Below are 25,572 nucleotides of genomic sequence, written 5' to 3'. Positions count from 1 at the left end.
TAGTTTAGTTTAAATAAAAAGAATGTGTCTATGAAGAAAAAGTTGACTTCTGTGCTACTATTTCTTGCGATGAGCGTAGGAGTAGTTTCGGCACAGACCTCGAAGGTTACCGGTAAGGTAGTCGGAGAAGATGGTGAGCCGGTGATCGGTGCGTCCATTATCGTAAAAGGAACGACTGTGGGAACAGTTACGGATTTTGACGGTAATTTTACTTTGGATGTTCCTAGTGATGGTAAGCAATTAGTTATTTCATACATCGGTATGAAATCCAAGGAGGTAGTTGTGTCTCCCAATGTAAATGTAACATTGATGTCTGATACCCAAAACTTGGATGAGGTCGTGGTTACGGCTATGGGTATCTCAAAGGAAAAGAAAGCTTTAGGTTATGCCGTGCAAGATGTAAAATCGGATGAGTTAACACAAGGTGCTAACACTAGTTTGTCTGGGGCTTTGCAAGGTAAAGTATCCGGTATCGATATCGCTTCCTCATCGGGTATGCCAGGCGCATCTTCCAAGATCATGATCCGTGGAGCCCGTTCATTTACAGGGGATAACTCTCCTTTGTATGTGATCGATGGTATGCCGATCGCTTCTACGGCGGATGTTAATACGGATACGATGAATAATGGTAGTGTTAGTGGAGCTGACTATGCGAACCGTGCCGTAGACTTAGATCCGAACGATATCGAGAGTATCAACATCTTGAAAGGACAAGCTGCTTCTGCGTTGTATGGTATGCGTGCTTCTAATGGTGTGATCGTTATTACTACAAAGAGCGGAAAAGGTGCTCGTAAAGGAAAACCTCAGATCTCATTCAACACGAATCTTGCGTTTGATAAGGTTTCTACATTACCTGAGTTACAAACTGAATATGGACAAGGTAATGAAGGTGCTTATAACCCATATTCGGGATTTAGCTGGGGACCGTCTATCTCTGACTTGGCGAATGATCCTGTATATGGCGGTAATGTACAAAATGAATATACGAAAGGTGGATTGCATAATGGACAATACTATGTGCCTCAGCGTGCTGCGGCAGGATTGGATCCATGGGCTACTCCCCAAGCTTATAATAATGCGAAAGATTTCTTCCAGACTGGCGTTACTTGGAGTAACTCTGTAAATGTAGCTCAGTCTTTCGATAAAGGAAACTATTCATTCTCTTTGGGTAATACGACTTCTGATGGTATCGTTCGTTCTACGGGAATGGATCGTTATAACGTGAAGCTGTCGGGTGAGGCACAATTGCATGATAACTGGACGACTGGTTTTAACGGAAACTTCGTGACATCAAAGATCAAGAAGCAAGGAACCGCTAATGACGGTGTTACCGCTACGGTTTATACGGCTCCTATCAGTTATACTATGGCGGGCATACCTTCCCATATCGAAGGTGATCCTTATACTCAGAATACGTTCCGTGAGAACTGGATCGATGATGGAAACTGGGCGTGCGACAATAATAGCTTTACGGAGAGATCTCAACGTTTCTTCGGGAATGCGTTCTTGAAGTATTCTACTAAATTTGGTACGGACAATCATAAATTGGATGTGAAATACCAAATTGGTGATGACGCTTATACGACCAATTACTCTGATATTTACGGCTACGGTACAACTGGTTATACGAATGGTTATGCTAGCGAATACGGTTTTACGGTAAATGAGATGAACTCATTGTTGACGTTTACGTATAACTGGAATATCAATGAGGACTTCGTATTCGATGCTTTGTTGGGTAATGAGCTTGTAGATAAGCGAATCAGTAATACTCAAGCCGTGGGATATAGCTTCAACTTCCCGGGCTGGAACCATTTGAACAACGCTTCTGTATTTAACAGCTCTCATGAGTATAAGAGAAAACGTACGGTAGGTAACTTCGCTAGCTTATCTTTGGCTTGGAAGAATATGCTTTATTTGAATGTTACGGGACGTAACGATATCGTGTCTTCTATGCCGAGAGATAACCGTTCGTTCTTTTATCCTTCCGTATCCCTTGGATGGGTATTCACGGAAGTGGAAGCCTTGAAGAATGATATCTTGACATTTGGTAAGATCCGTGGCTCTTACGCAGAGGTAGGTATGGCAGGAGAATATGTGCCGTCTTATTATTATACGCCAGGTTATGGTGGTGGTTTCTTCCAGGGAACACCTATTATGTATCCGATTAATGGAAATATGGCGTATATTCCTTATTTCGTGGTTTATGATCCGAACTTGAAGCCTCAGAACACGAAGTCTTATGAGCTTGGTACTGACTTGACTTTCTTGAATGGTTTAGTTTCATTGAATTATACGTATTCTCGTCAGAACGTGAAAGACCAAATCTTCGAGGTGCCTTTGGCTGGCTCCACAGGTGCTTCCAGTATGATGATGAATGGTGGAAAGATGCACTCAAACGTACATGAGATTACATTAGGTATCTCTCCGGTTGATACGAAGAATTTCAAGCTGGACTTCGCTTTTAACTTCTCAAAGATCGACAATTATGTAGACGAGTTGGCTCCGGGCGTAGAGAGCATTATGTTGGGTGGTTTCGTGACTCCTCAAGTACGTGCAGGTATCGGCGATAAATTCCCGGTAATCTATGGTGTTGGTTACAAACGTGATGGCGAAGGACGAATTGTAGTAAACGAAAAAGGTATACCAGAGGCTGGTGAGACCCAAGTAATCGGTAAGGTTTCTCCTGATTTCCGTTTGGGTTTCAATACGAATATCGAGTTGTATAAATTCCGTTTGGCTGCTGTATTTGACTGGAAGCAAGGTGGACAAATGTATAGTGGTACGGCTGGTGAGACAAACTTCTACGGTACAAGTAAGTTATCTGGAGAGGTTCGTAAGAGTGATAAATATCATTTTGACTATGCTGCTGTTGAACAGAAGGGCGTAGATGCGGATGGTAAACCTATCTATGTTCCCTATACGGGTGGAGTGAAAGGATCAGATGCAGAGGAGTATTTCAAAAGCGTGAGGGGCATTGACGAAGCCTATGTCTATGACAACTCGTTCTTGAAATTGCGTGAACTTTCATTGTCATATCCTGTATATAAGAAAGATAACTTGAATGTAAACGTGAATGTTTTCGCCCGTAATATCATTGTATGGTCTGAGATAAAAGGCTTCGATCCGGAGGCTACTCAAGGAAATAACAATATGGCTGGCGCTTTCGAGCGTTTCTCCTTACCGGGTACATCTAGCTACGGTTTTGGTGTCAACGTAAATTTCTAATTTATAAAGAAGACAGATATATATGAATACAATAATAAAATCATTTAAAGGGTTGGCTGTTATGTCGGCCGTATCCTTGGCATTGGCTGGATGTTCCGAGGATGTAATGGATCGGATTAACCAAGATACGAGCCATACAAATAGCGTGGATGGCAAATTTATCTTGGCCGACTTGATTACTTCTACTGCATTTTCCAACGTTAGCGGAGACTTCAATACCTATTCATCTTCCTACGTGGAATATGAAGTGGGTATCGAAAACCAGTTATATAACGCGGAAATTCGTTTGAATGAGCCTTCTGCCTCTTCTACGTTTGAGAATACGTGGGGAAATGTTTATACAAGCTTGAAGAACGCTCGTGTTATTATCGGTCAATGTCAAGAAGGTAAGCGTGATGAGGGAAATTTAGTGACGAGAGGTATCGCTGAGGTCATGGAAGCTTACAATGGCGCTCTATTGGCGGATATATTTGGAGATACACCTTATAGTGAAGCTTCTTTATTGGATGAGAATGGCTCACCGGTGAATATGAATCCTAAAATAGATAAGCAAGAGGAGATTTATGTCTCTATAATGGCCTCCTTGGACAAGGCGATCGAGGATTTGAATCAGTCTGATCGTTCACCGGTTGGTACGTATGATTATTTGTATAATGGAGATGCCGAGAAATGGATTAAATTCGCTTATGGTTTGAAGGCTCGTTATACGATGCGTCTGATCAATCGTTCCACGGATAAGCAAGCTGATTTGAATAAGGTTTTGGACTATGTATCAAAATCTTTTACTTCTGCGGATGACGAGGCTGCATACGCTGTCTATGATGCGAATAATATCAACCCATTCTTTGGTTACTTCGATTCTCGCGCTGGTTTTGCCAATAGCCAGAGCTTGACGGACAAGTTGATTGAGCGTAAAGATCCTCGATTGGAAAGAGTGATGCTTTCTCCTACTACGGCTGACAAGAAACGCGTACAGGTTACAGGCTCTGCTGATAAGAACTTAGTTCCGGCCCCGAATGGTACTCCTGAGCAGAATATGCAGAAATATGGTGTTTCCGCCTTTGTATATTCAAACACGGCTCCTACGATGTTGATGAGTTATCATGAGTTGAAATTCTTGCAAGCTGAGGCGTTATGTCGCTTAAACCGTACGTCTGACGCCGAGAAAGCGTTGAAAGAGGCGGTAGCTGCCGGAATCGCAAATGCTGAAAGAAGTGTCTCTTCTGCTATCACTTATATGGGTAGCAAAATGGTCGTGAATTCAGAAAAAATGACAGAGGAGACGGCCAATACATATTTCGATAACCAAGTTAAACCGCTGTTTGCTGTAAATCCTTTGAAAGAGACCATGATCCAGAAATATCTGGCTTTGTGGGGGGCATCGGGAGAGGCTACCGAGACTTTTAATGATATCCGTAGAATGAAAGGATTAGGAGAGAATTTCGTGACATTGGCGAATACGAAAAAATTCCCTCTTCGTATGCCTTATGGTAATAGTGACGTGGTATCAAATCCGGAAGTAAAAGCCGCTTATGGCGACGGTCAATACGTATATTCAGAGCCTGTATGGTGGGCTGGCGGAACTCGCTAATCTAACATATATAATATAATGTATAGGGTGCCTCTCCGATTATGGAGGGGCATCTTTTTTTGTTATATATCTTACATGTTTTGATAGCTTCCCTTATCCCATTTCCTTGGAAGGCTTATTGGTTTTATATGGAAATATAGATCATCTAACAATTGGTGCATGATCATCTAACAGTCGTTGCATGATCATGCACCAACTGTTGGACGATCATGCACCAGTTGATAGATATTTAATGCTTCAAGAAAGAAGGTATAATGTGTTAAGAAGATATCGCTAAAAGTATGGGATAAAAAGGATAGGGAACTAAGGGAATGTTAAATTTTTATTGTCATAATGTTAGTATATTATATGGGTAAAAGTGTGTTTGTGATGATTACTCTTTCATTATGTCACTATTTCCTGTTGTTTAACATTCTTTTTATACGATAAATTTCTTGACTTATCCTTTGAAAAGTAAATAAAATGTCCGACTTTTGCTTCCATGATGAGTCAACCATTAGCAGAGAGATTACGTCCGAAGACGTTGGATGATTATATCGGACAGAAGCACCTGGTAGGCCAGGGAGCCGTGTTGAGGAAGATGATTGATGCGGGACGGGTTCCCTCTTTTATATTGTGGGGGCCGCCGGGAGTCGGGAAGACTACCTTAGCGCAGATCATAGCGAATAAGTTGGATGCGCCTTTTTATACGTTAAGCGCGATCAGTTCGGGAGTGAAGGACGTGCGGGAGGTGATAGAGAAGGCCAAGAGCAACCGCTTCTTCAATACGGTATCACCGATATTGTTTATTGATGAGATACACCGGTTCAGTAAGTCGCAGCAAGACTCATTGCTGAACGCCGTAGAGACGGGCGTGGTGACGCTGATTGGGGCAACCACGGAGAATCCCTCGTTCGAGGTAATCCGTCCTTTGTTATCCCGTTGTCAGGTGTACGTGTTGAAATCGCTGGACAAGAATGACTTGCTTACGCTATTGCATAAGGCGATCGCCGAGGATGTCGTTCTGAAGGATAAAAACATAAGGCTGACGGAAACGGATGCCATGTTACGTTACTCGGGAGGAGACGCTCGGAAGTTGCTGAATATTCTGGAACTGGTGGTGTCTGCCGAGGAGAGTGACGATATTGAGATTCTGGATGAGAAGGTAGTGGAGAGGTTGCAGGAGAACCCTGCGGCGTATGATAAGGGAGGGGAGATGCATTACGATATAATCTCCGCTTTTATCAAGTCGATCCGGGGTAGCGATCCCGATGGCGCCATTTACTGGCTCGCCCGTATGGTGGCCGGGGGAGAAGACCCTGAGTTTATCGCACGGCGGTTGGTGATCTCCGCTTCTGAGGATATCGGATTGGCGAATCCGAATGCGCTTTTGCTGGCGAACGCATGTTTCGATGCCTTGAAGAAGATCGGCTGGCCGGAGGGCCGGATCATCCTGGCCGAGACGACCGTTTATCTGGCTTGCAGCCCGAAAAGTAATTCGGCCTATATGGCGATCAACGACGCTTTGGCACTTGTTAACCGGACTGGGAATTTACCCGTACCGCTTCATCTACGCAACGCGCCTACCAAATTAATGGCTGAACTGGAGTATGGCAAGGAATATAAATATGCGCACGACTACGAAAATCATTTTGTAAAGCAGGAGTATCTTCCGAAGGAAATTTTGGGCGAACGTTTGTGGAAAGGACAGGAAAATCCGGCCGAGCACAAACTAATTGAGCAAATGAGGCGCCTTTGGGGAGATCGTTTTTAATTGACATATTCTGATTGTAAATTAAAAAATGCTCGAAAAGTGTCGGCAAATGAGAAAAAATAGTTACATTAGCCGCCTGTTTTTGAAAAAATAGTTACTTTATTTATAATAACATTCTAAAAAGACATTGGTATGAAGAAGCACAATTTTTATGCAGGTCCTTCTATCTTGAGCGAGTATACAATTAAGAATACAGCCGCTGCGGTAGAAAATTTTGCGGGTATGGGGTTATCACTTCTTGAGATCTCTCATAGAAGTAAGGAGTTTGTAGCCGTAAACGACGAGGCACGTGCGTTGATCAAGGAATTACTGGATGTTCCGGCAGGCTATGAGGTTGTATTCATGGGCGGTGGCGCCAGCATGCAGTTCTGTATGGTTCCTTACAATCTGTTGAATAAGAAAGCCTCTTATTTGGATACCGGCACATGGGCTTCGAACGCTATCAAGGAAGCTAAGTTGTTTGGGGAGGTAGATGTTGTCGCTTCTTCCAAAGACAAGAACTATACTTACATCCCGAAGGGTTATGCGATCGCTGATGACTCGGATTATTTCCATTTTACTTCTAATAATACGATTTACGGAACAGAGATGCGTAAGGATCCGGATGTGAAGCAACGTTTGGTTTGCGATATGTCTTCCGATATTTTCTCTCGTCCGATCGATATTTCCAAATATGATATTATCTATGCGGGTGCTCAAAAGAACTTGGCTCCTGCCGGCGTGACTTTGGCTATCGTTCGTGTGGACGCTTTAGGACATGTAGACCGTCCGATCCCGACCATGTTGAACTACGCTACCCATATTAAAAAGGATTCCATGTTCAATACACCTCCTGTATTGCCTATTTACGCGGCTTTACAGACCTTGAAATGGTATAAGGAACAAGGTGGTATCGCCGCTATGGAGAAGAAGGATCTTGAGAACGCGGCGATCTTATACGATGAGATCGATCGCAATAAGTTGTTCCGTGGTACGGTAGCGGAGGAAGATCGTTCGATCATGAATGTTTGTTTCGTGATGAATGATGAGTATAAGGAGTTGGAGGACGAGTTCAGTAAATATGCTACTGCCGCTGGTATGGTAGGTATCAAGGGACACCGTTCTGTAGGTGGTTTCCGTGCCTCTCTTTATAACGCGATGCCGAAGAGCAGCGTGGAGGCTTTGGTAGCTTGCATGAAAGAGTTCGAGAAACAACATTAATTAAGGAGGATTCAGACATGGCAAAGATATTAGTTGCTACAGAGAAACCTTTCGCCGCTGTCGCTGTGAAAGGCATCCGGGAGGTAGTGGAAGGCGCTGGCATGGAACTGGCTCTTTTGGAGAAATATACAGAGAAGGCGCAATTGCTGGATGCGGTTAAGGATGCCGATGCCGTGATTATCCGTAGCGATAAGGTGGACGCTGAGGTATTGGATGCCGCTAAGAACCTGAAGATCGTGGTTCGTGCCGGTGCGGGGTATGATAACGTGGACTTGGATGCGGCTACTGCCCATAAGGTATGCGTGATGAATACGCCGGGACAAAACTCTAACGCTGTCGCCGAATTGGTATTCGGTATGTTGGTGTACGGGGTTCGTAATTTCTATAACGGTACTTCCGGAACAGAGTTGAAAGGAAAGAAATTGGGTATCTTGGCTTATGGAAACGTGGGCCGTAACGTGGCTCGTATCGCTAAAGGCTTCGGTATGGAGGTTTACGCTTACGACGCGTTCTGTCCGGCTTCCGTGATTGAGGCCGATGGTGTGAAGGCTGTAGCTTCTACAGCCGATTTGTTTAAGGCTTGCCAAATCGTCTCTTTGCATATTCCAGCTACGGCCGAGACGAAGGGTTCTATCAATTTCGAGTTGATGAATTCCATGCCGAAGGGAGCTATCGTAGTGAATACGGCTCGTAAGGAGGTGATGGATGAGGCTGGCCTCGCTAAGATGTTGGAAGAGCGTCCGGACTTCAAGTACTTGACAGATATTATGCCCGCTATCCATGCGGAATTGGCCGAGAAATATGCCGGTCGTTATTTCAGCACCCCGAAAAAGATGGGTGCCCAGACCGCCGAGGCTAATATCAACGCTGGTATCGCCGCCGCCAAGCAGATCGTTGATTTCTTGGTGAATGGCAATGAAAAGTATCGGGTTAATAAATAAGAATATCCGGTTGTAGAGACGGGGCACGCCCCGTCTCTACATTGATACATAAACCAATTAGATTTAATTACCATGGCAAAAATAAAACCTTTCAAGGGAGTTCGTCCGCCAAAAGAATTTATAGAGGAGGTGGCTTCCCGCCCCTATGACGTATTGAACTCGCAAGAAGCTCGTGTGGAAGCGGAAGGAAACGAGAAATCCCTTTACCATATCATTAAACCGGAAATCGATTTCCCAGAAGGGACGGATGAGCATGATCCGGCTGTTTACCTGAAGGCCGCCGCCAATTTCAATAATTTTCAGGAAAAAGGTTGGTTGGTTCAGGATCAGAAAGAATGCTATTATGTTTATGCCCAAACCATGAATGGCAAGACTCAATATGGGTTGGTAGTCGGGGCTTATGTTCCCGATTATATGAATGGCACGATCAAGAAACATGAGCTGACCCGCCGTGACAAGGAGGAGGATCGCATGAAACACGTACGTGTCAACAACGCTAATATCGAGCCGGTATTCTTCGCTTATCCCGACAACTCAGAGCTAGACGCTATCGTAATGAAATATACGGCTCGTGAGCCCGAATATAATTTCGTGGCGAAATTAGACGGTTTCGGCCATACGTTCTGGATTATCGATGAGGATAAGGATATCGCTCGCATCACGGAGTTATTCGGGGAGATGCCTGCGTTGTATATTGCCGACGGACATCATCGTTCCGCCGCCGCTGCTTTGGTAGGAGCGGAGAAGGCCAAGCAAAACCCGGGTCATAAGGGAGACGAGGAGTATAACTATTTCATGGCTGTTTGCTTCCCGGCCAACCAATTGACCATTATCGATTACAACCGTGTGGTAAAAGACTTGAACGGCTTGACCGAGGAACAATTCGTTGAGAGATTAACGAAAAACTTCGTGGTAGAGGAGAAGGGCTCTGCTATTTACAAACCGGGTGCCTTGCACAATTTCTCCCTGTATTTAGGAGGGAAATGGTATTCTTTGACCGCTAAGCCCGGTACGTACGATGACAATGACCCGATAGGCGTATTGGATGTCACGATCTCTTCGAACTTGATTCTGGATGAGATTTTAGGCATTAAGGATTTACGTTCGGACAAGCGAATCGATTTCGTGGGAGGTATCCGTGGCCTGGGTGAATTGAAACGCCGTGTGGATAGCGGTGAGATGAAGGTTGCCTTGGCTTTGTATCCCGTTACGATGAAGCAATTGATGGATATCGCCGATACGGGTAATATCATGCCGCCGAAGACGACGTGGTTCGAACCGAAGCTTCGCTCCGGTTTGGTGATCCATAAATTGGATTAAGTCTTATATACATAAATATAGCTTTGGATTGGGGTATAATCGTTGAAGATTATACCCTTTTTTATCCTTGTAACCTAGATATACGGAATAAATTGTATCTTTGGGACTTAAATAGTATCGCAATGGGTAAAATAAAAAATATAGTATTCGATCTGGGGGGCGTTATCATAGATTTGGACCGGGATGAACCTGTTCGCCGTTTAATAGAGATTGGGGTCAAAGATGCCGATGGATTGATAGATCCTTACGAACAAAAAGGGGTTTTTCAAGATCTGGAGACCGGAAAGATCGGAGTAGAGGAGTTTTGTCGCTATTTACGGAAGTATACGGGTAAAGACCTTTCTTATGAGGATATTTGTTGGGCTTGGTTTGGCTTCATTGGCGGCGTTCCCCAATATAAATTGGACTACATATTAAAACTCCGTGAGAAATATCAAGTCTATTTATTGAGCAATACAAATCCGATCATACAGCTTGAATGGGCACAGACAAAAGAGTTTACGCCGGCGGGCCGTCCATTAAATGATTATTTCGATAAATTGTATCTCTCTTATGAGATCGGTGTCACGAAGCCGGATCGTGAAATTTTTGATCGCATGGTCTTGGATTCAGGAATCAAACCAGAGGAAACATTATTTGTAGATGATGGTAAGAATAATATCGTAGTGGGGCAGGAACTAGGGTTCCATACCTATCAGCCTTTGAATGGAGAGGATTGGAGAGGGAGGCTTGATGAAATACTCTCAAAATCATAGGATCTCTATTCCTCTTAATTAAATCTATATCATTGAAAATGACAAATACTACTTTAAATTTGGAAGAACTACTCTGTGGTGTAAACGAGCTAGTCGATACGCTTTGGATCGTCACATTAGGTAATGAAAAGGTTGAGATAATCAAAGATTCGATGACTCCCGAAAGGGAAGGAGAATGTTTGGATTATACAGAACTTTGCCAGACTTACATTCAAGAATATGTATATCCTGCGGATTTAGGGAAATGGGAGGAGATCTTATCCTTGAATTCATTGCGGCAAATGGCGGCTAGCGGCGTAGCGAATAAGAAGTTCGACATGCGTTTCTGTAATGATTTGTTTGGTTTTGAGTGGCATGAGGCTTTTATTCGTATCTTGAAAGATGAGAGTGGAATTCCGGATCGTGTCATTCTTTTCAGCCGCTATGTGAATCATTGTCGCAAGGCACAGATCGTAGAGGCTGCCGTTCAGACTGAGTATGATTATGTCGTTTATATAGAGGCAAACACGAATAGCTATGTCATGTATACTTCCAATCGTGAAAGTGGGACGCCGGTCCCCCCGATAGCGAGTAATGACTATGAAAAAGAGGTAGCCGAGTTCCACCACAAATATGTGCCGGAGGATCAGCGAGATGAGTTAACCCGAAATCTTTCCCTAGATCATGTCTTATCTGTCTTACGAAATGCCCGTGAGTATGTCTTGTTCTGTCAGGTGATGGAGAATGGCGTTTTTAGGGATAAGAAGATGCGTTTTAGCTTTTTCGATAAGGAGAGGAATATACTTCTTTTGACCCGGACCGATATTATGGAGGTTCGTGAGGAAGAGCGGCAAAGGCAATTACTTCAAGATGCCCTACAAGTGGCTAAATCGGCAAATCAGGCTAAATCGGATTTCTTATCCCGTATGAGCCATGATATACGTACTCCGATGAATGCCATTATCGGTATGACCACTATCGCCAGTATGCATATCGACGATCGGGAGCGTATAGTAGATTGCTTGAAGAAGATTATGGTTTCTTCCAAATTGTTATTGAACTTGATCAATGAGGTCTTGGATATGTCTAAGGTAGAGAGCGGACATATTTTGCTGACAGACGAGGAGTTCGATATGGGCGAGTTATTGCAAAGCGTAATTACTATGGTTCAGACTTCGGTCAGTCAGAAGTTTCAGGATTTCCGGGTTCACTTGTTTCAAGTCAAACATGAAAAGCTGATTGGCGATGTGCAACGGATTCAGCAAGTATTGTTGAATTTGCTGTCGAACGCCATAAAGTATACGCCGGACTATGGGAAAATAACACTTGAGATACGGGAAAAGCCAATTAAAAATGGTAATTATGGTTTATTTGAGGTTACGGTTATAGACAATGGTATCGGGATAAAGCCGGATTTCTTACACAAGGTTTTCGAGCCATTTGAACGTGCGGAAGACGCAACCCTGCGGAATATACAAGGAACCGGCTTAGGCATGGCAATAAGCCGTAATATCGCTCATATGATGAATGGTGAGATTCAGGTGGAGAGTGAATATGGCAAAGGTTCCGTTTTTACATTTACGATGCAGTTGAAATTGCAGGATCAAGGGTGTTTTGAGGATGATCATTTAAGGGATTTACCGGTTCTCGTGGTAGACGATGATATCGTGTGTTGCGAGAACGCATGTATGAGGATTAACGAGATCGGTATGAAAGGCGAGTATGCCATTTCTGGTGAGGAGGCTATCGGGAAAGTAGAGAGGGCACATCATCTTAATGATGACTATTTTGCCGTTATCCTTGATCTGAAAATGCCGGGAATGGATGGGATCGAGACCGCTACCCGTATCCGAAAAGTCGTTGGCCGGGATATTCCGATCATTATTCTTTCCGCTTATGATTGTCCGCATTTTGAGGAGATAGCCCAACGAGCCGGTGTCGATGGATTCATAAGTAAGCCGTTGATGAAATCCAAGTTATTTTATTTGATGAAAAGTTTCGCTATCAAGCAAGAGAAAAAAGAGGAAGAGACGGAGAAGCCTCAATATCCTTTCGGTAACTTTGAGGGTAAGCGGATCTTGCTGGTGGAAGATAATAGCTTGAATAGGGAAATAGCGACTGTGTTGCTAGAAGAGACCGGTGCGGTGGTAGAGGAGGCGGAAAATGGCCTTGTCGCGGTGAATATGGTAAAAAACTCTAGTCCGGGATATTATGACTTGGTATTTATGGATATCCAGATGCCGGTCATGAACGGGTACGACTCTACTCGCCATATTCGGGCATTAGAACGTCCGGATATCAAGTCCATGCCGATAGTAGCCATGTCTGCGAACGCATTTGCGGAAGACATCAAGTTGTGTAAAGAATCCGGAATGAATGAGCATATCGCTAAGCCGATCGATTTCGGGAAGGTTCTTGAGATCTTAGAGAAGTACTTGTAGATATAAGGATATAAAAAAGGCCGTATCCTTAGCTAAGCGCTATCAGATACGGCCTCTTTTTTTGTGTTATTTACTGGATGCCACGTTCTCTCAAACGTTTCTGCCAGTTCCATGCGGATTGCAGGGTGTCGGCTAAAGTCTCCTTGGCGGTCCAGCCTAATACCTTATTCGCGTGCTCCGGATTGGCCCATACCTTCTCGATATCACCTTCACGACGGCCCACGATCTTGTGCGGAACCTTAACGCCTGTTGTCTGCTCGAAGGTATTGATCAGTTCAAGGACAGAAACACCATTGCCGGTACCTAGGTTGAATATCTCGATATGCTCATCAGACTTATTCTCAAGCATACGGTCCATAGCGATTACATGTGCTTTCGCCAAGTCTACGACATTGATATAGTCACGGATGCAAGAACCGTCTGCTGTATCATAATCATCGCCGAATACGCTTAGTTCCTTGCGGATACCCATAGCCGTCTGTGTCAAGTACGGGATCAAGTTCTGGGGAACACCATTCGGCAACTCGCCGATCTCTGCGCTTGGGTGTGCGCCTATCGGGTTGAAGTAGCGCAAGATGATACTCTTGAAAGGCGCTCCTGCGTGGATCGTATCCCGGATAATCTCCTCGTTGATCTGCTTCGTGTTTCCATAAGGAGACATAGCGGGTTTGATCGGGGCATTCTCGGTTACCGGCAAGTTCTCCGGGTCCGGTTGTCCGTATACCGTACAAGAGGAAGAGAATACGATACCTTCGATATTGAATTCAGGCATCATCTCCAACAAGTTCACCAAAGTGACAATATTATTGCGATAATACTTCAAAGGCTGCTGTACGGATTCTCCTACCGCCTTGCTAGCGGCGAACAAGATAATGCCTTTGATGCCCGGATGAGCTTCCAATGCCTTGCGAGTACCTTCCTTATCCTTTAGATCCAATTGGATAAACTCCGGACGGATGCCCGTGATTTTCTCGATACCATCGAGCACCTCGATATTCGAGTTTGACAAATCGTCGATAATGACTACCTCATATCCGGCGTTCTGCAATTCTACTGTGGTGTGTGAGCCGATATAACCGGTTCCGCCCGCTACTAAAATCTTCTTTTTCATTCTAGTGTTCATTTAGATAAGTTTGTTATACGATACCCGAGAATCCCATAAAAGCCATAGCTAGCAAACCGGCCGTTATCAAGGCGATAGGAGTGCCTTTCATGCCTTCCGGAATATGCGTCATGGCTAGTTGCTCCCGAATACCCGCGAAGATAATCAAAGCTAGCGCAAATCCAATAGCGGTCGAGATAGCATATACCACAGATTCCAATAAATTATACTCTTTTTGGATTACAAGGATAGCCACACCCAAGATACAGCAGTTCGTGGTGATCAACGGAAGGAATACGCCCAACGCTTGATAAAGGGCGGGAGAGACCTTCTTCAATATGATTTCCACCATCTGTACCAAGGCGGCGATAATCAGGATAAAACTGATCGTCTGCATGAACCCTAATCCGAAAGCGTCCAATATGTATTTTTGCACGAGGAATGTAACAATCGTGGCGATCGTAAGCACGAACGTAACGGCGGCTCCCATGCCTGCGGCAGTCTCCACTTTCTTAGATACCCCCAAGAACGGACAAATTCCCAAGAACTGTGCCAGTACAACGTTATTAACGAATACGGCGGCGATAAATATCAATATATATTCCATATGATCCGTTTATTATGCTTTACGCAGTTTGTTTACTATTGCTACCAGATAACCCAAGGCGATAAACGCTCCCGGAGCCAATACGAAGATCAACGAACCGTATTCCTCGGGCATCAAGGTTACGTTGAATAACTTACCGGTTCCCAAGAACTCACGGCAAGCGCCCAGCAGCGTAAGAGCCATCGTGAAACCAAGTCCCATTCCGATACCATCAAGGGCCGACGGGATAATTCCGTTCTTTGCGGCGAAAGCCTCGGCACGTCCTAGTACGATACAGTTTACCACGATCAACGGGATAAATAATCCCAAGCTAGCGTATAAAGCCGGGACGAACGCTTCCATGCACATCTGCACTACGGTCACGAACGTCGCGATCACAACGATATATCCCGGGATACGCACCAAGTCGGGGATTACGTTTTTCAAGGCGGAGATCACGATATTCGAGCAAATCAATACGAACATCGTAGCCAATCCCATACTCATGCCGTTGATGGCCGAAGAGGTCGTTCCCAAGGTCGGACACATACCTAACAGTAATACAAATGTCGGGTTCTCCGTGATGATACCATTCATCAATATTTTTAGATTACTCATTGTTCTGTCCTCCCTTTTTATTTGTTATCAGTTGAAGTGGCACCCGTTAATCCGTCTACGCCTGCGAATGCGCTATACGCACGGTTCACGGCATCGAGGAACGCACGGCTGGAGATGGTCGCTGCCGTGATAGCGTCCACGTCGCCACCATCTTTTGTTACTTTTAAGCCTCCGTCCGGAATCGTACGTCCCAAGACACTTTGCTTGTTCTTGTCCGCACGGAACCATTCTTGCATCTTGGCTCCCAAGCCCGGAGTCTCGGCGTGTTGCAATACGGAATAGTTCAATATCTTGCCATCCATATCGAAACCTACGATAACCCGTATCTCACCGCTAAAGCCTTTTTTTGTATTACTCTCTACGGCTCCGCCAACGACTTGTCCGCCTTTCTTGGCAGGATAAATCTTGAGGGAATCACCATCGGAGGAGACGGCCATATAGACGTCCTCAGTCGGTTTGTTGTCGAACTCGGGAGCAACGGCTTTAATCGCTTCCTCCAAGGCGGTCGCTTTGGCTACCGCTATAGGGCCGGCGGTAAACTGGTTCACTCCGGCTAGGATCGCCCCTGCTACCAAGCAAATGCCTGTTAGTGAAAGGAGCATATTGGGTAATGTTGATTTTAATTTTGCCATGCTTACTTTCCTCCGAAATGTTTAGGTTTGATATAGCTGTTGATTAGCGGAGTAAATGCGTTCATGATCAGGATAGCGAACGACATACCTTCCGGGTAAGACCCGAACAAACGGATCACCGTGGTAAGGATTCCGATTCCCACGCCGTAGACAAGCATTCCGTTCTTGCTCATCGGCGAGGTTACGTAGTCGGTCGCCATAAAGATGGAGCCTAATAACAAACCGCCGGATAATAAGTGAACGAACGGGCTGGCGTATTGTACCGGATTCACCAAGTGCATGATGCCCGTGAATACGAATACGGTAGCCAAGATGGATACCGGGATCTGCCAAGTGATGATCTTTTTCCATAGCATGAATAAAAGACCGAGGATCAAGGCCACGGCGCTCACTTCACCGAGACTACCTCCCATAGCTCCTACAAGCATGTTCCCGTAAGACGGAAGCTCGGTCACGCCTTCGTTCATCAACGACAATACCGTTGCGCCGGTCTGGGCATCCGTATAAGTCATCGGGAAAACGTTCAAGGCATCTACCACCGGCCAAGTCGTCATCTGTGCCGGGAAGGAGATCAATAAGAATACACGTCCGACTAACGCCGGATTGAAAATATTATTACCTAATCCACCGAAAGACATCTTGCCGATGCCGATCGCCGCCAACGCTCCGATAATAATGATCCAGACCGGAAGGTTGGAAGGTAGGTTGAAGGCCAGCAATACACCTGTCAGGATAGCGGAGCCATCGCAAAGGGTCGGTTCCTTTTTCATCAGGAATCGCTGGATCAAATACTCGAATATCATACAGGCCAGAACCGATACGACCGTAACGATCAACGCTCCCAGACCGAAGAAATAAAGGGATACCAAGAAAGCCGGGATAAGGGCAATCAGTACACCATACATATTTTTGCTTATGCTGTCGCCACCATGGATGTGGGGCGAGGGCGATACGTATAAATTATTTTCCATGTTGCTCTTGTTTTATGACTTTCTAGACCGGATAATACCCATAACTTTTCCTTTACCCAACCGGATCTGATCCAGCAACGGACGGTTGGCCGGACAGGTATAACTACACGACCCGCACTCGATACAGTCGGTGATATAGTTCTTCTCCGCCAATTCCCAATTCTGGAATTCCGTGGCGTTCATCAATAGGGTAGGGTTTAATCCCATCGGGCAGACACCTACGCATTTGGCGCAACGGATGCAATCCCGGATCGGCTTGCGGACAGACTCCTCTTTCGTCAGTAATAAAACGCCGGAGCTTCCTTTGCAAACCGGCACCTCGGCGCTGATCAACGCTTTACCCATCATCGGTCCGCCACCGATAATCTTACCCGTATTCTCGGGCAGGCCACCTGCGGCCTCGATCAAGCAACTGATCGGGGTTCCCATACGAACCAAGAAATTGGAAGGATTAGCTACCGCCTTACCCGTGATCGTCACCACACGCTCGAACAACGGTTTGTTCTTTTGTACCGCCTCGTAAACGGCATAAGCAGTTCCTACGTTCTGTACCACGGCACCCGCCGAGATAGGAAGCGCACCACTTTTTACCTGACGGCGAATAACGGCGTCGATCAATTGTTTCTCGCCTCCTTGCGGATATTGTACCTTAAGCGGCATGATCTCTATACCTTTATAATTTACCGCCAACTTTTGCAGATGGGCGATAGCGTCCGGCTTGTTATTCTCGATACCGATCACGGCCTTGTTCACGTTGACCGCTTTCATTAGGATCGTGACACCGACTAGGATTTGCTCGCCTTTCTCCAGCATCAACGAATGGTCGGAAGTAAGATAAGGCTCACACTCCACGGCGTTGATGATTACGATCTCTGCCTTGTTTCCGGGAGGCGGCATCAATTTCACCTGCGTAGGGAAAGTCGCTCCACCCAGACCGACGATACCGGAAGCGGCGATCTTATCCACGATTTCCTTGGAAGACAGCGCACACTCCTTCACTAAGGTCTCGCTGCGGTCGATCGTCTCTTCCCATTCATCACCTTCCACATCTATATAGATAGCGGGACGTTTGTATCCGCTAGCGTCGAGAGCGTTATCTATCTTGTTCACTTTGCCGGATACGGAAGAGTGGATGTTCGCTGATACGAAACCACCCGCCTTGGCTAGCAATGTACCCACCTTTACCAGATCCCCTTTCTTCACCACGGCCTGCGCCGGGGCGCCGATATGCTGGCTGAGGGGGATAATCACCTGTTTAGGCGTAGCGAGAGCCGTAATTTTCTTACCGGCAGACAGTTTATTCTCGGGGGGATGTATACCTCCGATTCGAAATGTCCTTAGCATACTATTAGATTTTAATTTAGATTTGTTTTTTCTTCACTTGTAGCTTTCGGAGCGGCTTCCGGTTTCACGGTAGCCTCTGCCTTCGGCGCCGGTTTCACGGTCTCCGCTTTCGGAGCGGGAGCGGCTTCCTTGCGAGGAGGGAAATTCAGCTCATGAATAGCTCCTGTCGGACATACAGCCACGCATTTGCGGCACATCCGACACTTCGTATAATCGATATAAGCTACGTTATTTGTTACGGTGATTGCCTCGAACGGACATTCCTTGGCACATTTGCCACAGCCGATACAAGCGTTGGCACAAGCCTTGCGAGCGGCGGCTCCCTTGTCCTTATTTACGCAAGACACGTAAATCCGGCGTGATTTAGGTCCTTTCTTTCTTAGCTCGATGATATTCTTCGGGCAAGCCTTCACACAAGCACCACAGGAAGTACATTTTTCCTCGTCTACCTCGGCGATTCCCGTAGCCGGGTTGATGTGGATGGCGTCGAAAGCGCAGGCGTTCACGCAGTCGCCATAACCTAGGCAACCGAAAGAACAATTCGTCTCGCCTCCGTAAAGGGTAGAGGCGATGGCGCAACTTTTCGTTCCATCATAAGAGTTTGTACGTGGGCGGGCCTGACAAGTTCCGTTGCAACGGACAACGGCTACCATGGGTTCGGCTGTACCCGCCTCTTTACCCAGTATCGTAGCGACCTTGGCCATGACCGGGCCACCACCAACGGGGCAGAGCAATCCGTCTAATGAGTCAGCTTTTACGCAAGCACCCGCAAATCCGGCGCAACCCGGATAACCGCAACCTCCACAGTTCGCTCCGGGGAGGACTTCCTGTACTTGAGCGATGCGAGGATCTTCATAGACTTCAAATTTCTTGGAAGCAGCGTAGAGGAAAACCGCTCCGACCGCCCCGATTGCTCCTAATGAAATAACGGCAATTAAAATCATGATATATTATCAATTAAGTTTTTTCAAAGTAAATATAAATCGTCTTTTTAGTTTGTCACGCATTAAGTATAGTATACAGTAATAAGGCAGTAAAAGCGATAAACCGGTTAACCCGCTCGTGGGCTCGTCCCATTGTAGATTCGTACCGATCACGATGGCCCCCACGACTATCACCAAAGGAATGACAAATGCCAGCAATACGGCCTGAAGCCCCATGGAATTTTGTCCGCATATTATCACTTCCTCGTTTACGTGAAACCGTCCCGACCGATCGGGTACCTCAATGATCTTATCCTTTTTCTCGGATGCCGAGCACATAGACTGTGCGTGGCATCCCGAGCATGCGGATTGTTGGGTAATGCGGACGAAGACGGTGTCGCCATCGATCTTCTCTACAAATCCTGTATGATTTATACTTTCGCTCATATTTGTAATCTCGACATTGCAAAATCAAGGCAAAAGTAAGTATAATTTAGAAACTATGTCACGATTAACAAAGTTTATTATTCGAAATCTTAAATCCTAGCTTACCATTTGTAATTAAAACCGAAACTTAACAACTCATTAAGCTGGAAATAACTCTTGTTATCCTCTGTTTTTTCCACTCCATCATCGTATCTAAGGTGAAAATAGATACGTGTGGAGAAAAAGCGGCTGATGGCCAGAACCAAGGTGTTCTCGAACTCCCCGATGGTATGATCGCCATAAGTGGTAAAGAAATAAAGACGGGATTGCCAGCTTACGTTACGGTTGAAATCGAAGGCGAGGTCTGCACGGATCGTGGAACCTATTTGGCTTAGCTTATTATTGAACTCACCGGTTTCCTCGTTTTTCTTGAAACCGTGACGGCTATAATCGATCTCTTGTGTCGTATACATATATGTATAGGAGATCGGCGCCAAGTTGGTGCTGAATTTAATCTTCTTATGCTTGTCGGTAAATTGTTTTTCCAGCTCGTATTTCATACCGAGACCGAAGTTGATAGAGAACGGGGCAAGGAACGCGGCCTGCTTGATGTGCTCGTTCTCTTGATAGTTGGTGAAGAACTGGGTCTTGAACTCAGCGTCGAACGTATAGTACCATTTGTTGAACGCTTGGTAGCCGACGTTGCTGTGTATACGGAATACGTCGTCACCGATCTTATAGTTCCTTAAGGTATCCTTCGGTGCCGTATATACGCTGGCTTTGAATTCCAGTTCGTTCGTTACTTGTACCTTATCTTTCTTATAGTCGTATTTTAAATTGTTCTTGGTGAACAGGTTCAAGTTGCTACTTCCACCCTTGTACCAGTTCTCCGAAACGTAGTTCTGGGAGAATTGGACGGCGCTCTCGAAGGCCGATATCCAGTATCTCCGCTCCGGGATAAAGCGGGCGGGAGCGTCTACGTCCTCAAAATTGGCATCAGCCTCCACCTTGATCGGCAAGTCCTCATAAATATTCTTCTTGATGAATTTAGGTTTGATCACCTCATTGGGCAGATCCCTCTCGGAGTAGCGGAAATAAGTCGGGTAATTGTTCTGCACATATTTGTAAGCCATCTCCTCGAACTGTTTGTTTCGCTCCAGATCTTTGAAGATGGAGTCTGTCCGGTATAAGTTATCATAGGGAGTCCTCTCCTTCAATGAATCGAAGTTATAGAATATCAAGTTTTTGGGTAGATAATCTCCCCGGAAAACGATCGGCATGAATAAAGGGTTTACGATCACGGTGTCTCGGAAGGTCATCGTATTATCGAAAGCCGTGGAGGCGTCTCGTACCAGACGGGCCCAATACATCGCCTCGTCCGAGATCTCCAGTTCGTCTTTTTTCAAGAAACGCAGTAAATTCGTGCTTGGGGCCAAGGGCGCCGAGTAAGTCTTGTTTTGTTTCTCGAATTGTTTACGAATGTCTACGATGTTGTCTAATTCCTCTTCGCCAAGATTGATCGCAGGAATCGTATCATCCGATACGACTTGCTGTGCGGGACGTTGAACTATCGTTCCGGTAACTAGTTGGTTCTCTTGGCTGTATGCCGAGCTCCCAATTAGTGAAAGTAATAATAGCGCATACACACCATGCCTCTTCATCATCATAATACCTTATTTACATCTATTAGTTGTAGTGGTCGCAAAATTAGCTAAAAAGAATGATATACAACATACGATTTGATATTTATCTGGGTAAAAGTTACGATCACTGAGGCAAAGCAGGTGTGTCTAGCGAGGCTTATACGGACTTGCCTCAGTACTCCGCAGGAAGTACTGGAATACTTCGGTCAAAGTACTTCAGTACTTCCTGCGGAGTACCGAAGTAATTCCATGAGAAGTACTGTCTTTAGTGCCGTGCTTCGGGTCGGGAATCGGAAGAGTCCTGCCGAAGCACGGGTCAGTTCTGGAGATATTCAGCGAGAAATAAAAACATTAAATTTGGCATGTCTCGATGAAAATCGCTAACTTTGCGGTTTCGAAATGCAGGTGTGCAATTAAAAAGATAACTAAAATATTACTATCGTGGCAGATACAAAGTACATTTTCGTTACAGGCGGCGTGGTCTCTTCCTTAGGTAAGGGAATTATTTCCGCTTCTTTAGGTAAGCTCCTTCAAGCAAGAGGTTACAAGGTTACTATCCAAAAATTTGATCCTTACATCAACATCGACCCGGGTACGTTGAACCCTTATGAGCATGGGGAATGTTACGTGACCGTTGATGGACATGAGGCTGACTTGGACTTGGGCCATTACGAGCGTTTCTTGAATGTCCAGACTACCCGTGCGAATAATATCACTACCGGACGTATCTATCAAAGCGTGATCAACAAGGAGCGTAAGGGGGATTATCTGGGTAAGACGGTGCAGGTGGTACCTCATATCACGGATGAGATCAAGCGTAATGTGAAATTATTGGGTAGCAAGTATAAATTTGACTTCGTGATCACCGAGATCGGTGGTACGGTGGGTGATATCGAGTCTCTGCCTTTCATAGAGAGCGTTCGCCAGTTGAAATGGGAGCTGGGTAAGAACTGCCTTTGCGTACATCTTACTTACGTGCCTTATATCGCCGCGGCGAAAGAGTATAAGACGAAGCCTACGCAACATTCCGTGAAGCAATTGCAGGAATTAGGCATCCAGCCGGACGTGCTGGTGTTGCGTACGGAGCATGAGCTGAACGCGAACTTGTTACGTAAGGTGGCGTTGTTCTGTAACGTGGCCGAGGATTCCGTGATCCAGTCGATCGACGTACCGACGATCTACGAGGTTCCTTTGGTATTGCAACGCCAGAAGATGGACGAGGTGGTCTTGCGTAAGGTCGGTATGGAAGTCGGCCCGACTCCGGAGTTGAAGCCTTGGAAGGAATTCCTTGCCTTGAAGAGCACGGCTACGGATACGGTGAAGATCGGTTTGGTTGGTAAATACGTGGAATTGCAAGACGCTTATAAGTCGATCGACGAGTCTTTGTTGCAAGCCGCTATTTACAATCATCATAAACTGGATTTGCATTTGTTCCATTCGGAGAAATTAAATAACGAGAACGCCGCCGAGCAATTGAAGGATATGGATGGTATCTTGATCGCCCCCGGATTCGGGCAGAGAGGTATCGAGGGCAAGTTTGCCGCTATCAAATACGCTCGTGAGCATGATGTCCCTTGCTTGGGCATCTGCTTGGGTATGCAGTGCATGGTGATCGAGTTTGCCCGTGACGTATTAGGTTTGGCGGATGCCAACTCTACGGAGATGGAGCCGAATACGGCACATAAGGTGATCGACTTGATGGAGGAGCAGAAGAACGTTACCAATATGGGAGGTTCCATGCGTCTGGGCGCTTACGACTGTACGCTGAAAGAGGGCTCCAAGGTATTGGAGGCATACGGCAAGGAGCATATCCAAGAGCGTCATCGCCATCGTTTCGAGTTCAACAACGAGTATAAGAAGCAATACGAGGCCGCCGGTATGATGTGTACGGGTGAGAATCCGGAGACAAATCTGGTAGAGGTGGTAGAGATCCCCGCCTTGAAATGGTTCGTGGGCGTTCAATATCATCCGGAGTACAACAGTACCGTGGTGAATCCGAATCCTCTTTTCCTCAGCTTCGTGAAAGCTGCTATCGAAAATAAAAAATAATTGGTGATAAATGGATAAAAACACATTAATAGGTTTTCTGCTGATCGGTGTCGTATTATTCGCGTTTAGCTGGTTCAACAGGCCAACGCCTGAGCAGTTGGAGGCACAGCGCCGTTACCAAGATTCAATCGCGAAGATTGAGTATGCTCAGCAACTGGAATTGCAGAAACAAGAGAACAAGAGTGCTTTAGTGGAGGATTCGTTGGAGAACCTGCCGGACTCGGTACGGGCGCAACGTTTGCAGCAGAGCTTCGGTGTATTCGGCGATGCTATGGTGGGCACGGAAGATTACACGACCCTGCAAAATGACGTGGTCGAGCTGCGTATCAGCAATAAGGGCGGACGTATTTGTTACGCACGCTTGAAGGAGTATGATACGTATAATGACGAGCCTCTCGTTTTGTTCGACGAGAAAGAGTCTAATTTTAATTTCACGTTGGTCACGGCTACGAACCGTGTCGTGAATACGAGCGATTTGTATTTTACCCCGGTTAAAGGGAATGACCCGAATTCCGTGATCATGCGTTTGAACACCGGCGAGGGTAGTCATCTGGATTTTACCTATACCTTGAAACCGGATGATTATATGGTGCAATACCAGATTCTGGGTACGGGATTGAACGGTGTCTTGGCACCGAGCACGAATGCCTTGGATTTATTGTGGGAGCAGGATATCCGTCAACAGGAAAAAGGACGTAAGTTTGAGGATCGCTACGTGACCTTGAACTACAAGTTCATGGCGGACGACGTGGAACACCTGAGCGAGTCGAAGAGTGACAGCAAGCAGATCCCGAACCGCTTGAAATGGATCGGTTATAAGGATATGTTCTTCTCTACCGTATTGATCTCGCAAGAGGGCTTTGAGGCTACTACCTTAGACTCGAAAGCGATTCCGGAGGGGGATGTATTGAAACAATTCAAGACGACCACTTCCGTACCTTTCGACTTGCAAGGTAAGGAGGCCACGAACCTGTCCTTTTATTTCGGACCGAATAAGTTCGCCTTGTTGAAGTCCTTCGATAAAGGTGTCGTTGCCGAGCAGCAACTGGATCTGGAGAAGTTGGTTCCGCTAGGTTGGGGTATTTTCCGTTGGGTGAATCAATATTTCGTGATCCCTTTGTTCGACTTCTTGGGTAAGTTTATCCATAATTATGGTATCTTGATCCTTTTGATGACGATCATCGTGAAAACCATCCTTTTCCCGTTGACGTATAAGTCTTATATGTCGTCCGCCAAGATGCGTGTATTGCGTCCGCAAGTGGAGGAGATCAACGCTAAGTATCCCGGACAGGATAAGGCTATGGAACGGCAGAAAGCGACGATGGAGCTATATAGCCGTGCGGGGGCGAGCCCGATGAGTGGTTGTTTGCCGATGTTGTTGCAGATGCCGATCTTGATCGCTTTATTCATGTTCTTCCCGTCGGCGATCGAGTTACGTCACCAGAGTTTCCTTTGGGCGCACGACTTGTCTACTTACGACGCTATCTTTAGCTGGAATAAATATATTCCGATCATCACTCCGTATTTCGGAAATCACATCAGTTTGTTCTGTTTGTTGATGACGATCACGAATATTTTTTATACCAAGTATAATATGGAGATGACGAATACCGGGCAGCAACAGATGCCGGGCATGAAGGCCATGATGTACATGATGCCGTTGATGTTCTTGGTGTTCTTCAACCAGTATGCTTCCGGTTTGACGTATTACTATTTCATCTCTACGTTGATCACAATCGTGCAGACATTGATCTTCCGCTATACGATCAATGAGGATAAATTGTTAGCTAAGTTGGAGGCAAACAAACGGAAACCGATGAAGAAATCCAGTTTCATGAAACGTCTGGAAGAGGCTCAACGAGCACAGCAGGAGACGTTGCGTAAACAACAAGAGGCTAAGAAAAAACGATAGGATAATAGTAATTGTTGTCCTTGAAAAAGGTCCCTTTATCTGCTTATTGGTAGATAAAGGGACTTTTTTGTACATCTTGGCTCCTCTACTTGAAAAACAAGACGTCTTGATCATGATTCTATTTGTTTATTTGTATTTATTCAAAACTTTTTGTTTGT

General features: G+C 45.6%; 19 protein-coding genes. 10 read left to right on the top strand and 9 right to left on the bottom strand.

The window, feature by feature from the left end; genetic code table 11:
- Positions 1-30 precede the first annotated feature (30 nt).
- From ACESPU_RS03375 to ACESPU_RS03340, 8 genes are all read left to right on the top strand, one after another.
- Positions 31-3,228, top strand: a complete 3,198-nt coding sequence (locus tag ACESPU_RS03375; RefSeq protein WP_122297420.1) for a SusC/RagA family TonB-linked outer membrane protein — start codon at positions 31-33, stop codon at positions 3,226-3,228.
- Positions 3,229-3,250: 22 nt separating this feature from the next.
- The gene (locus ACESPU_RS03370) at positions 3,251-4,819 is read left to right on the top strand and encodes a SusD/RagB family nutrient-binding outer membrane lipoprotein (RefSeq protein ID WP_008771706.1); all 1,569 of its coding nucleotides are present in this window, start codon (positions 3,251-3,253) and stop codon (positions 4,817-4,819) included.
- Positions 4,820-5,300: 481 nt separating this feature from the next.
- Positions 5,301-6,572 (top strand): replication-associated recombination protein A, encoded by a 1,272-nt coding sequence (locus tag ACESPU_RS03365; protein ID WP_005865358.1) that lies wholly within the window; start codon positions 5,301-5,303, stop codon positions 6,570-6,572.
- Between the two features lie 132 nt (positions 6,573-6,704).
- Positions 6,705-7,772 carry a 3-phosphoserine/phosphohydroxythreonine transaminase gene (gene serC, locus ACESPU_RS03360; protein WP_005855647.1) on the top strand — a complete coding sequence of 356 codons (1,068 nt, stop codon included), beginning with the start codon at positions 6,705-6,707 and terminating at the stop codon, positions 7,770-7,772.
- A 17-nt stretch (positions 7,773-7,789) separates the two neighbouring features.
- On the top strand, positions 7,790-8,713 hold the full coding sequence (locus tag ACESPU_RS03355) for an NAD(P)-dependent oxidoreductase (protein WP_005855649.1): 924 nt from the start codon (positions 7,790-7,792) through the stop codon (positions 8,711-8,713).
- 72 nt (positions 8,714-8,785) lie between these two features.
- Positions 8,786-10,033: a DUF1015 domain-containing protein gene (locus ACESPU_RS03350; RefSeq protein ID WP_005865361.1), complete on the top strand. Its 1,248-nt coding sequence runs from the start codon at positions 8,786-8,788 to the stop codon at positions 10,031-10,033.
- Positions 10,034-10,155: 122 nt separating this feature from the next.
- Positions 10,156-10,788 (top strand): HAD family phosphatase, encoded by a 633-nt coding sequence (locus tag ACESPU_RS03345; protein WP_057327143.1) that lies wholly within the window; start codon positions 10,156-10,158, stop codon positions 10,786-10,788.
- A gap of 38 nt (positions 10,789-10,826) precedes the next feature.
- Positions 10,827-13,208, top strand: a complete 2,382-nt coding sequence (locus ACESPU_RS03340; RefSeq protein WP_158532477.1) for a hybrid sensor histidine kinase/response regulator — start codon at positions 10,827-10,829, stop codon at positions 13,206-13,208.
- Positions 13,209-13,278: 70 nt separating this feature from the next.
- Here ACESPU_RS03340 and galE read toward each other — a convergent pair whose 3' ends face one another.
- The 9 genes from galE to ACESPU_RS03295 all read right to left on the bottom strand — a co-directional run bounded on the left by galE (position 13,279) and on the right by ACESPU_RS03295 (position 21,477).
- The gene (gene galE / locus ACESPU_RS03335; RefSeq protein WP_005855657.1) at positions 13,279-14,319 is read right to left on the bottom strand and encodes a UDP-glucose 4-epimerase GalE; all 1,041 of its coding nucleotides are present in this window, start codon (positions 14,317-14,319) and stop codon (positions 13,279-13,281) included.
- Positions 14,320-14,344: 25 nt separating this feature from the next.
- Positions 14,345-14,917, bottom strand: a complete 573-nt coding sequence (rsxA, locus tag ACESPU_RS03330) for an electron transport complex subunit RsxA (RefSeq protein WP_158532476.1) — start codon at positions 14,915-14,917, stop codon at positions 14,345-14,347.
- Between the two features lie 12 nt (positions 14,918-14,929).
- The gene (locus ACESPU_RS03325; protein WP_008771709.1) at positions 14,930-15,514 is read right to left on the bottom strand and encodes an RnfABCDGE type electron transport complex subunit E; all 585 of its coding nucleotides are present in this window, start codon (positions 15,512-15,514) and stop codon (positions 14,930-14,932) included.
- A gap of 17 nt (positions 15,515-15,531) precedes the next feature.
- Positions 15,532-16,146, bottom strand: coding sequence for an RnfABCDGE type electron transport complex subunit G (locus tag ACESPU_RS03320; protein WP_008771710.1), 615 nt, complete (start codon positions 16,144-16,146; stop codon positions 15,532-15,534).
- Positions 16,147-16,148: 2 nt separating this feature from the next.
- Complete coding sequence (locus ACESPU_RS03315; protein WP_005855664.1) at positions 16,149-17,117, bottom strand: RnfABCDGE type electron transport complex subunit D; 969 nt, start codon at positions 17,115-17,117, stop codon at positions 16,149-16,151.
- A gap of 12 nt (positions 17,118-17,129) precedes the next feature.
- Entirely contained in the window at positions 17,130-18,461 is a 1,332-nt protein-coding gene (rsxC, locus tag ACESPU_RS03310) for an electron transport complex subunit RsxC (RefSeq protein ID WP_005865372.1), read from the bottom strand.
- 11 nt (positions 18,462-18,472) lie between these two features.
- Positions 18,473-19,405, bottom strand: coding sequence for a Fe-S cluster domain-containing protein (locus ACESPU_RS03305; RefSeq protein ID WP_122379115.1), 933 nt, complete (start codon positions 19,403-19,405; stop codon positions 18,473-18,475).
- Between the two features lie 9 nt (positions 19,406-19,414).
- Entirely contained in the window at positions 19,415-19,831 is a 417-nt protein-coding gene (locus tag ACESPU_RS03300) for a SoxR reducing system RseC family protein (RefSeq protein WP_122115013.1), read from the bottom strand.
- Positions 19,832-19,932: 101 nt separating this feature from the next.
- Positions 19,933-21,477 (bottom strand): DUF3078 domain-containing protein, encoded by a 1,545-nt coding sequence (locus ACESPU_RS03295; protein ID WP_008778497.1) that lies wholly within the window; start codon positions 21,475-21,477, stop codon positions 19,933-19,935.
- A gap of 417 nt (positions 21,478-21,894) precedes the next feature.
- On the opposite strand from ACESPU_RS03295, the gene ACESPU_RS03290 reads away from it, so the two are divergent.
- Both ACESPU_RS03290 and yidC read left to right on the top strand, forming a co-directional pair.
- On the top strand, positions 21,895-23,502 hold the full coding sequence (locus ACESPU_RS03290) for a CTP synthase (protein ID WP_005865380.1): 1,608 nt from the start codon (positions 21,895-21,897) through the stop codon (positions 23,500-23,502).
- A gap of 10 nt (positions 23,503-23,512) precedes the next feature.
- Positions 23,513-25,414 carry a membrane protein insertase YidC gene (yidC, locus tag ACESPU_RS03285; RefSeq protein ID WP_158532474.1) on the top strand — a complete coding sequence of 634 codons (1,902 nt, stop codon included), beginning with the start codon at positions 23,513-23,515 and terminating at the stop codon, positions 25,412-25,414.
- The last annotated feature ends 158 nt before the right edge of the window (positions 25,415-25,572 follow it).

Origin of the sequence: Parabacteroides sp. 20_3 (assembly GCF_964238835.1) — a bacterium.
Classification (GTDB): domain Bacteria; phylum Bacteroidota; class Bacteroidia; order Bacteroidales; family Tannerellaceae; genus Parabacteroides; species Parabacteroides distasonis.
The sequence above is the reverse complement of the archived record's forward strand: the minus strand, read 5'-3'. Positions and strand labels throughout refer to the sequence as shown.

Coding starts and splice junctions, on each gene's coding strand:
- ACESPU_RS03375 (WP_122297420.1), top strand. CDS start 31: ATGAAGAAAAAGTTGACTTCTGTGCTACTATTTCTTGCGATGAGCGTA.
- ACESPU_RS03370 (WP_008771706.1), top strand. CDS start 3,251: ATGAATACAATAATAAAATCATTTAAAGGGTTGGCTGTTATGTCGGCC.
- ACESPU_RS03365 (WP_005865358.1), top strand. CDS start 5,301: ATGATGAGTCAACCATTAGCAGAGAGATTACGTCCGAAGACGTTGGAT.
- serC (WP_005855647.1), top strand. CDS start 6,705: ATGAAGAAGCACAATTTTTATGCAGGTCCTTCTATCTTGAGCGAGTAT.
- ACESPU_RS03355 (WP_005855649.1), top strand. CDS start 7,790: ATGGCAAAGATATTAGTTGCTACAGAGAAACCTTTCGCCGCTGTCGCT.
- ACESPU_RS03350 (WP_005865361.1), top strand. CDS start 8,786: ATGGCAAAAATAAAACCTTTCAAGGGAGTTCGTCCGCCAAAAGAATTT.
- ACESPU_RS03345 (WP_057327143.1), top strand. CDS start 10,156: ATGGGTAAAATAAAAAATATAGTATTCGATCTGGGGGGCGTTATCATA.
- ACESPU_RS03340 (WP_158532477.1), top strand. CDS start 10,827: ATGACAAATACTACTTTAAATTTGGAAGAACTACTCTGTGGTGTAAAC.
- galE (WP_005855657.1), bottom strand. CDS start 14,319: ATGAAAAAGAAGATTTTAGTAGCGGGCGGAACCGGTTATATCGGCTCA.
- rsxA (WP_158532476.1), bottom strand. CDS start 14,917: ATGGAATATATATTGATATTTATCGCCGCCGTATTCGTTAATAACGTT.
- ACESPU_RS03325 (WP_008771709.1), bottom strand. CDS start 15,514: ATGAGTAATCTAAAAATATTGATGAATGGTATCATCACGGAGAACCCG.
- ACESPU_RS03320 (WP_008771710.1), bottom strand. CDS start 16,146: ATGGCAAAATTAAAATCAACATTACCCAATATGCTCCTTTCACTAACA.
- ACESPU_RS03315 (WP_005855664.1), bottom strand. CDS start 17,117: ATGGAAAATAATTTATACGTATCGCCCTCGCCCCACATCCATGGTGGC.
- rsxC (WP_005865372.1), bottom strand. CDS start 18,461: ATGCTAAGGACATTTCGAATCGGAGGTATACATCCCCCCGAGAATAAA.
- ACESPU_RS03305 (WP_122379115.1), bottom strand. CDS start 19,405: ATGATTTTAATTGCCGTTATTTCATTAGGAGCAATCGGGGCGGTCGGA.
- ACESPU_RS03300 (WP_122115013.1), bottom strand. CDS start 19,831: ATGAGCGAAAGTATAAATCATACAGGATTTGTAGAGAAGATCGATGGC.
- ACESPU_RS03295 (WP_008778497.1), bottom strand. CDS start 21,477: ATGATGATGAAGAGGCATGGTGTGTATGCGCTATTATTACTTTCACTA.
- yidC (WP_158532474.1), top strand. CDS start 23,513: ATGGATAAAAACACATTAATAGGTTTTCTGCTGATCGGTGTCGTATTA.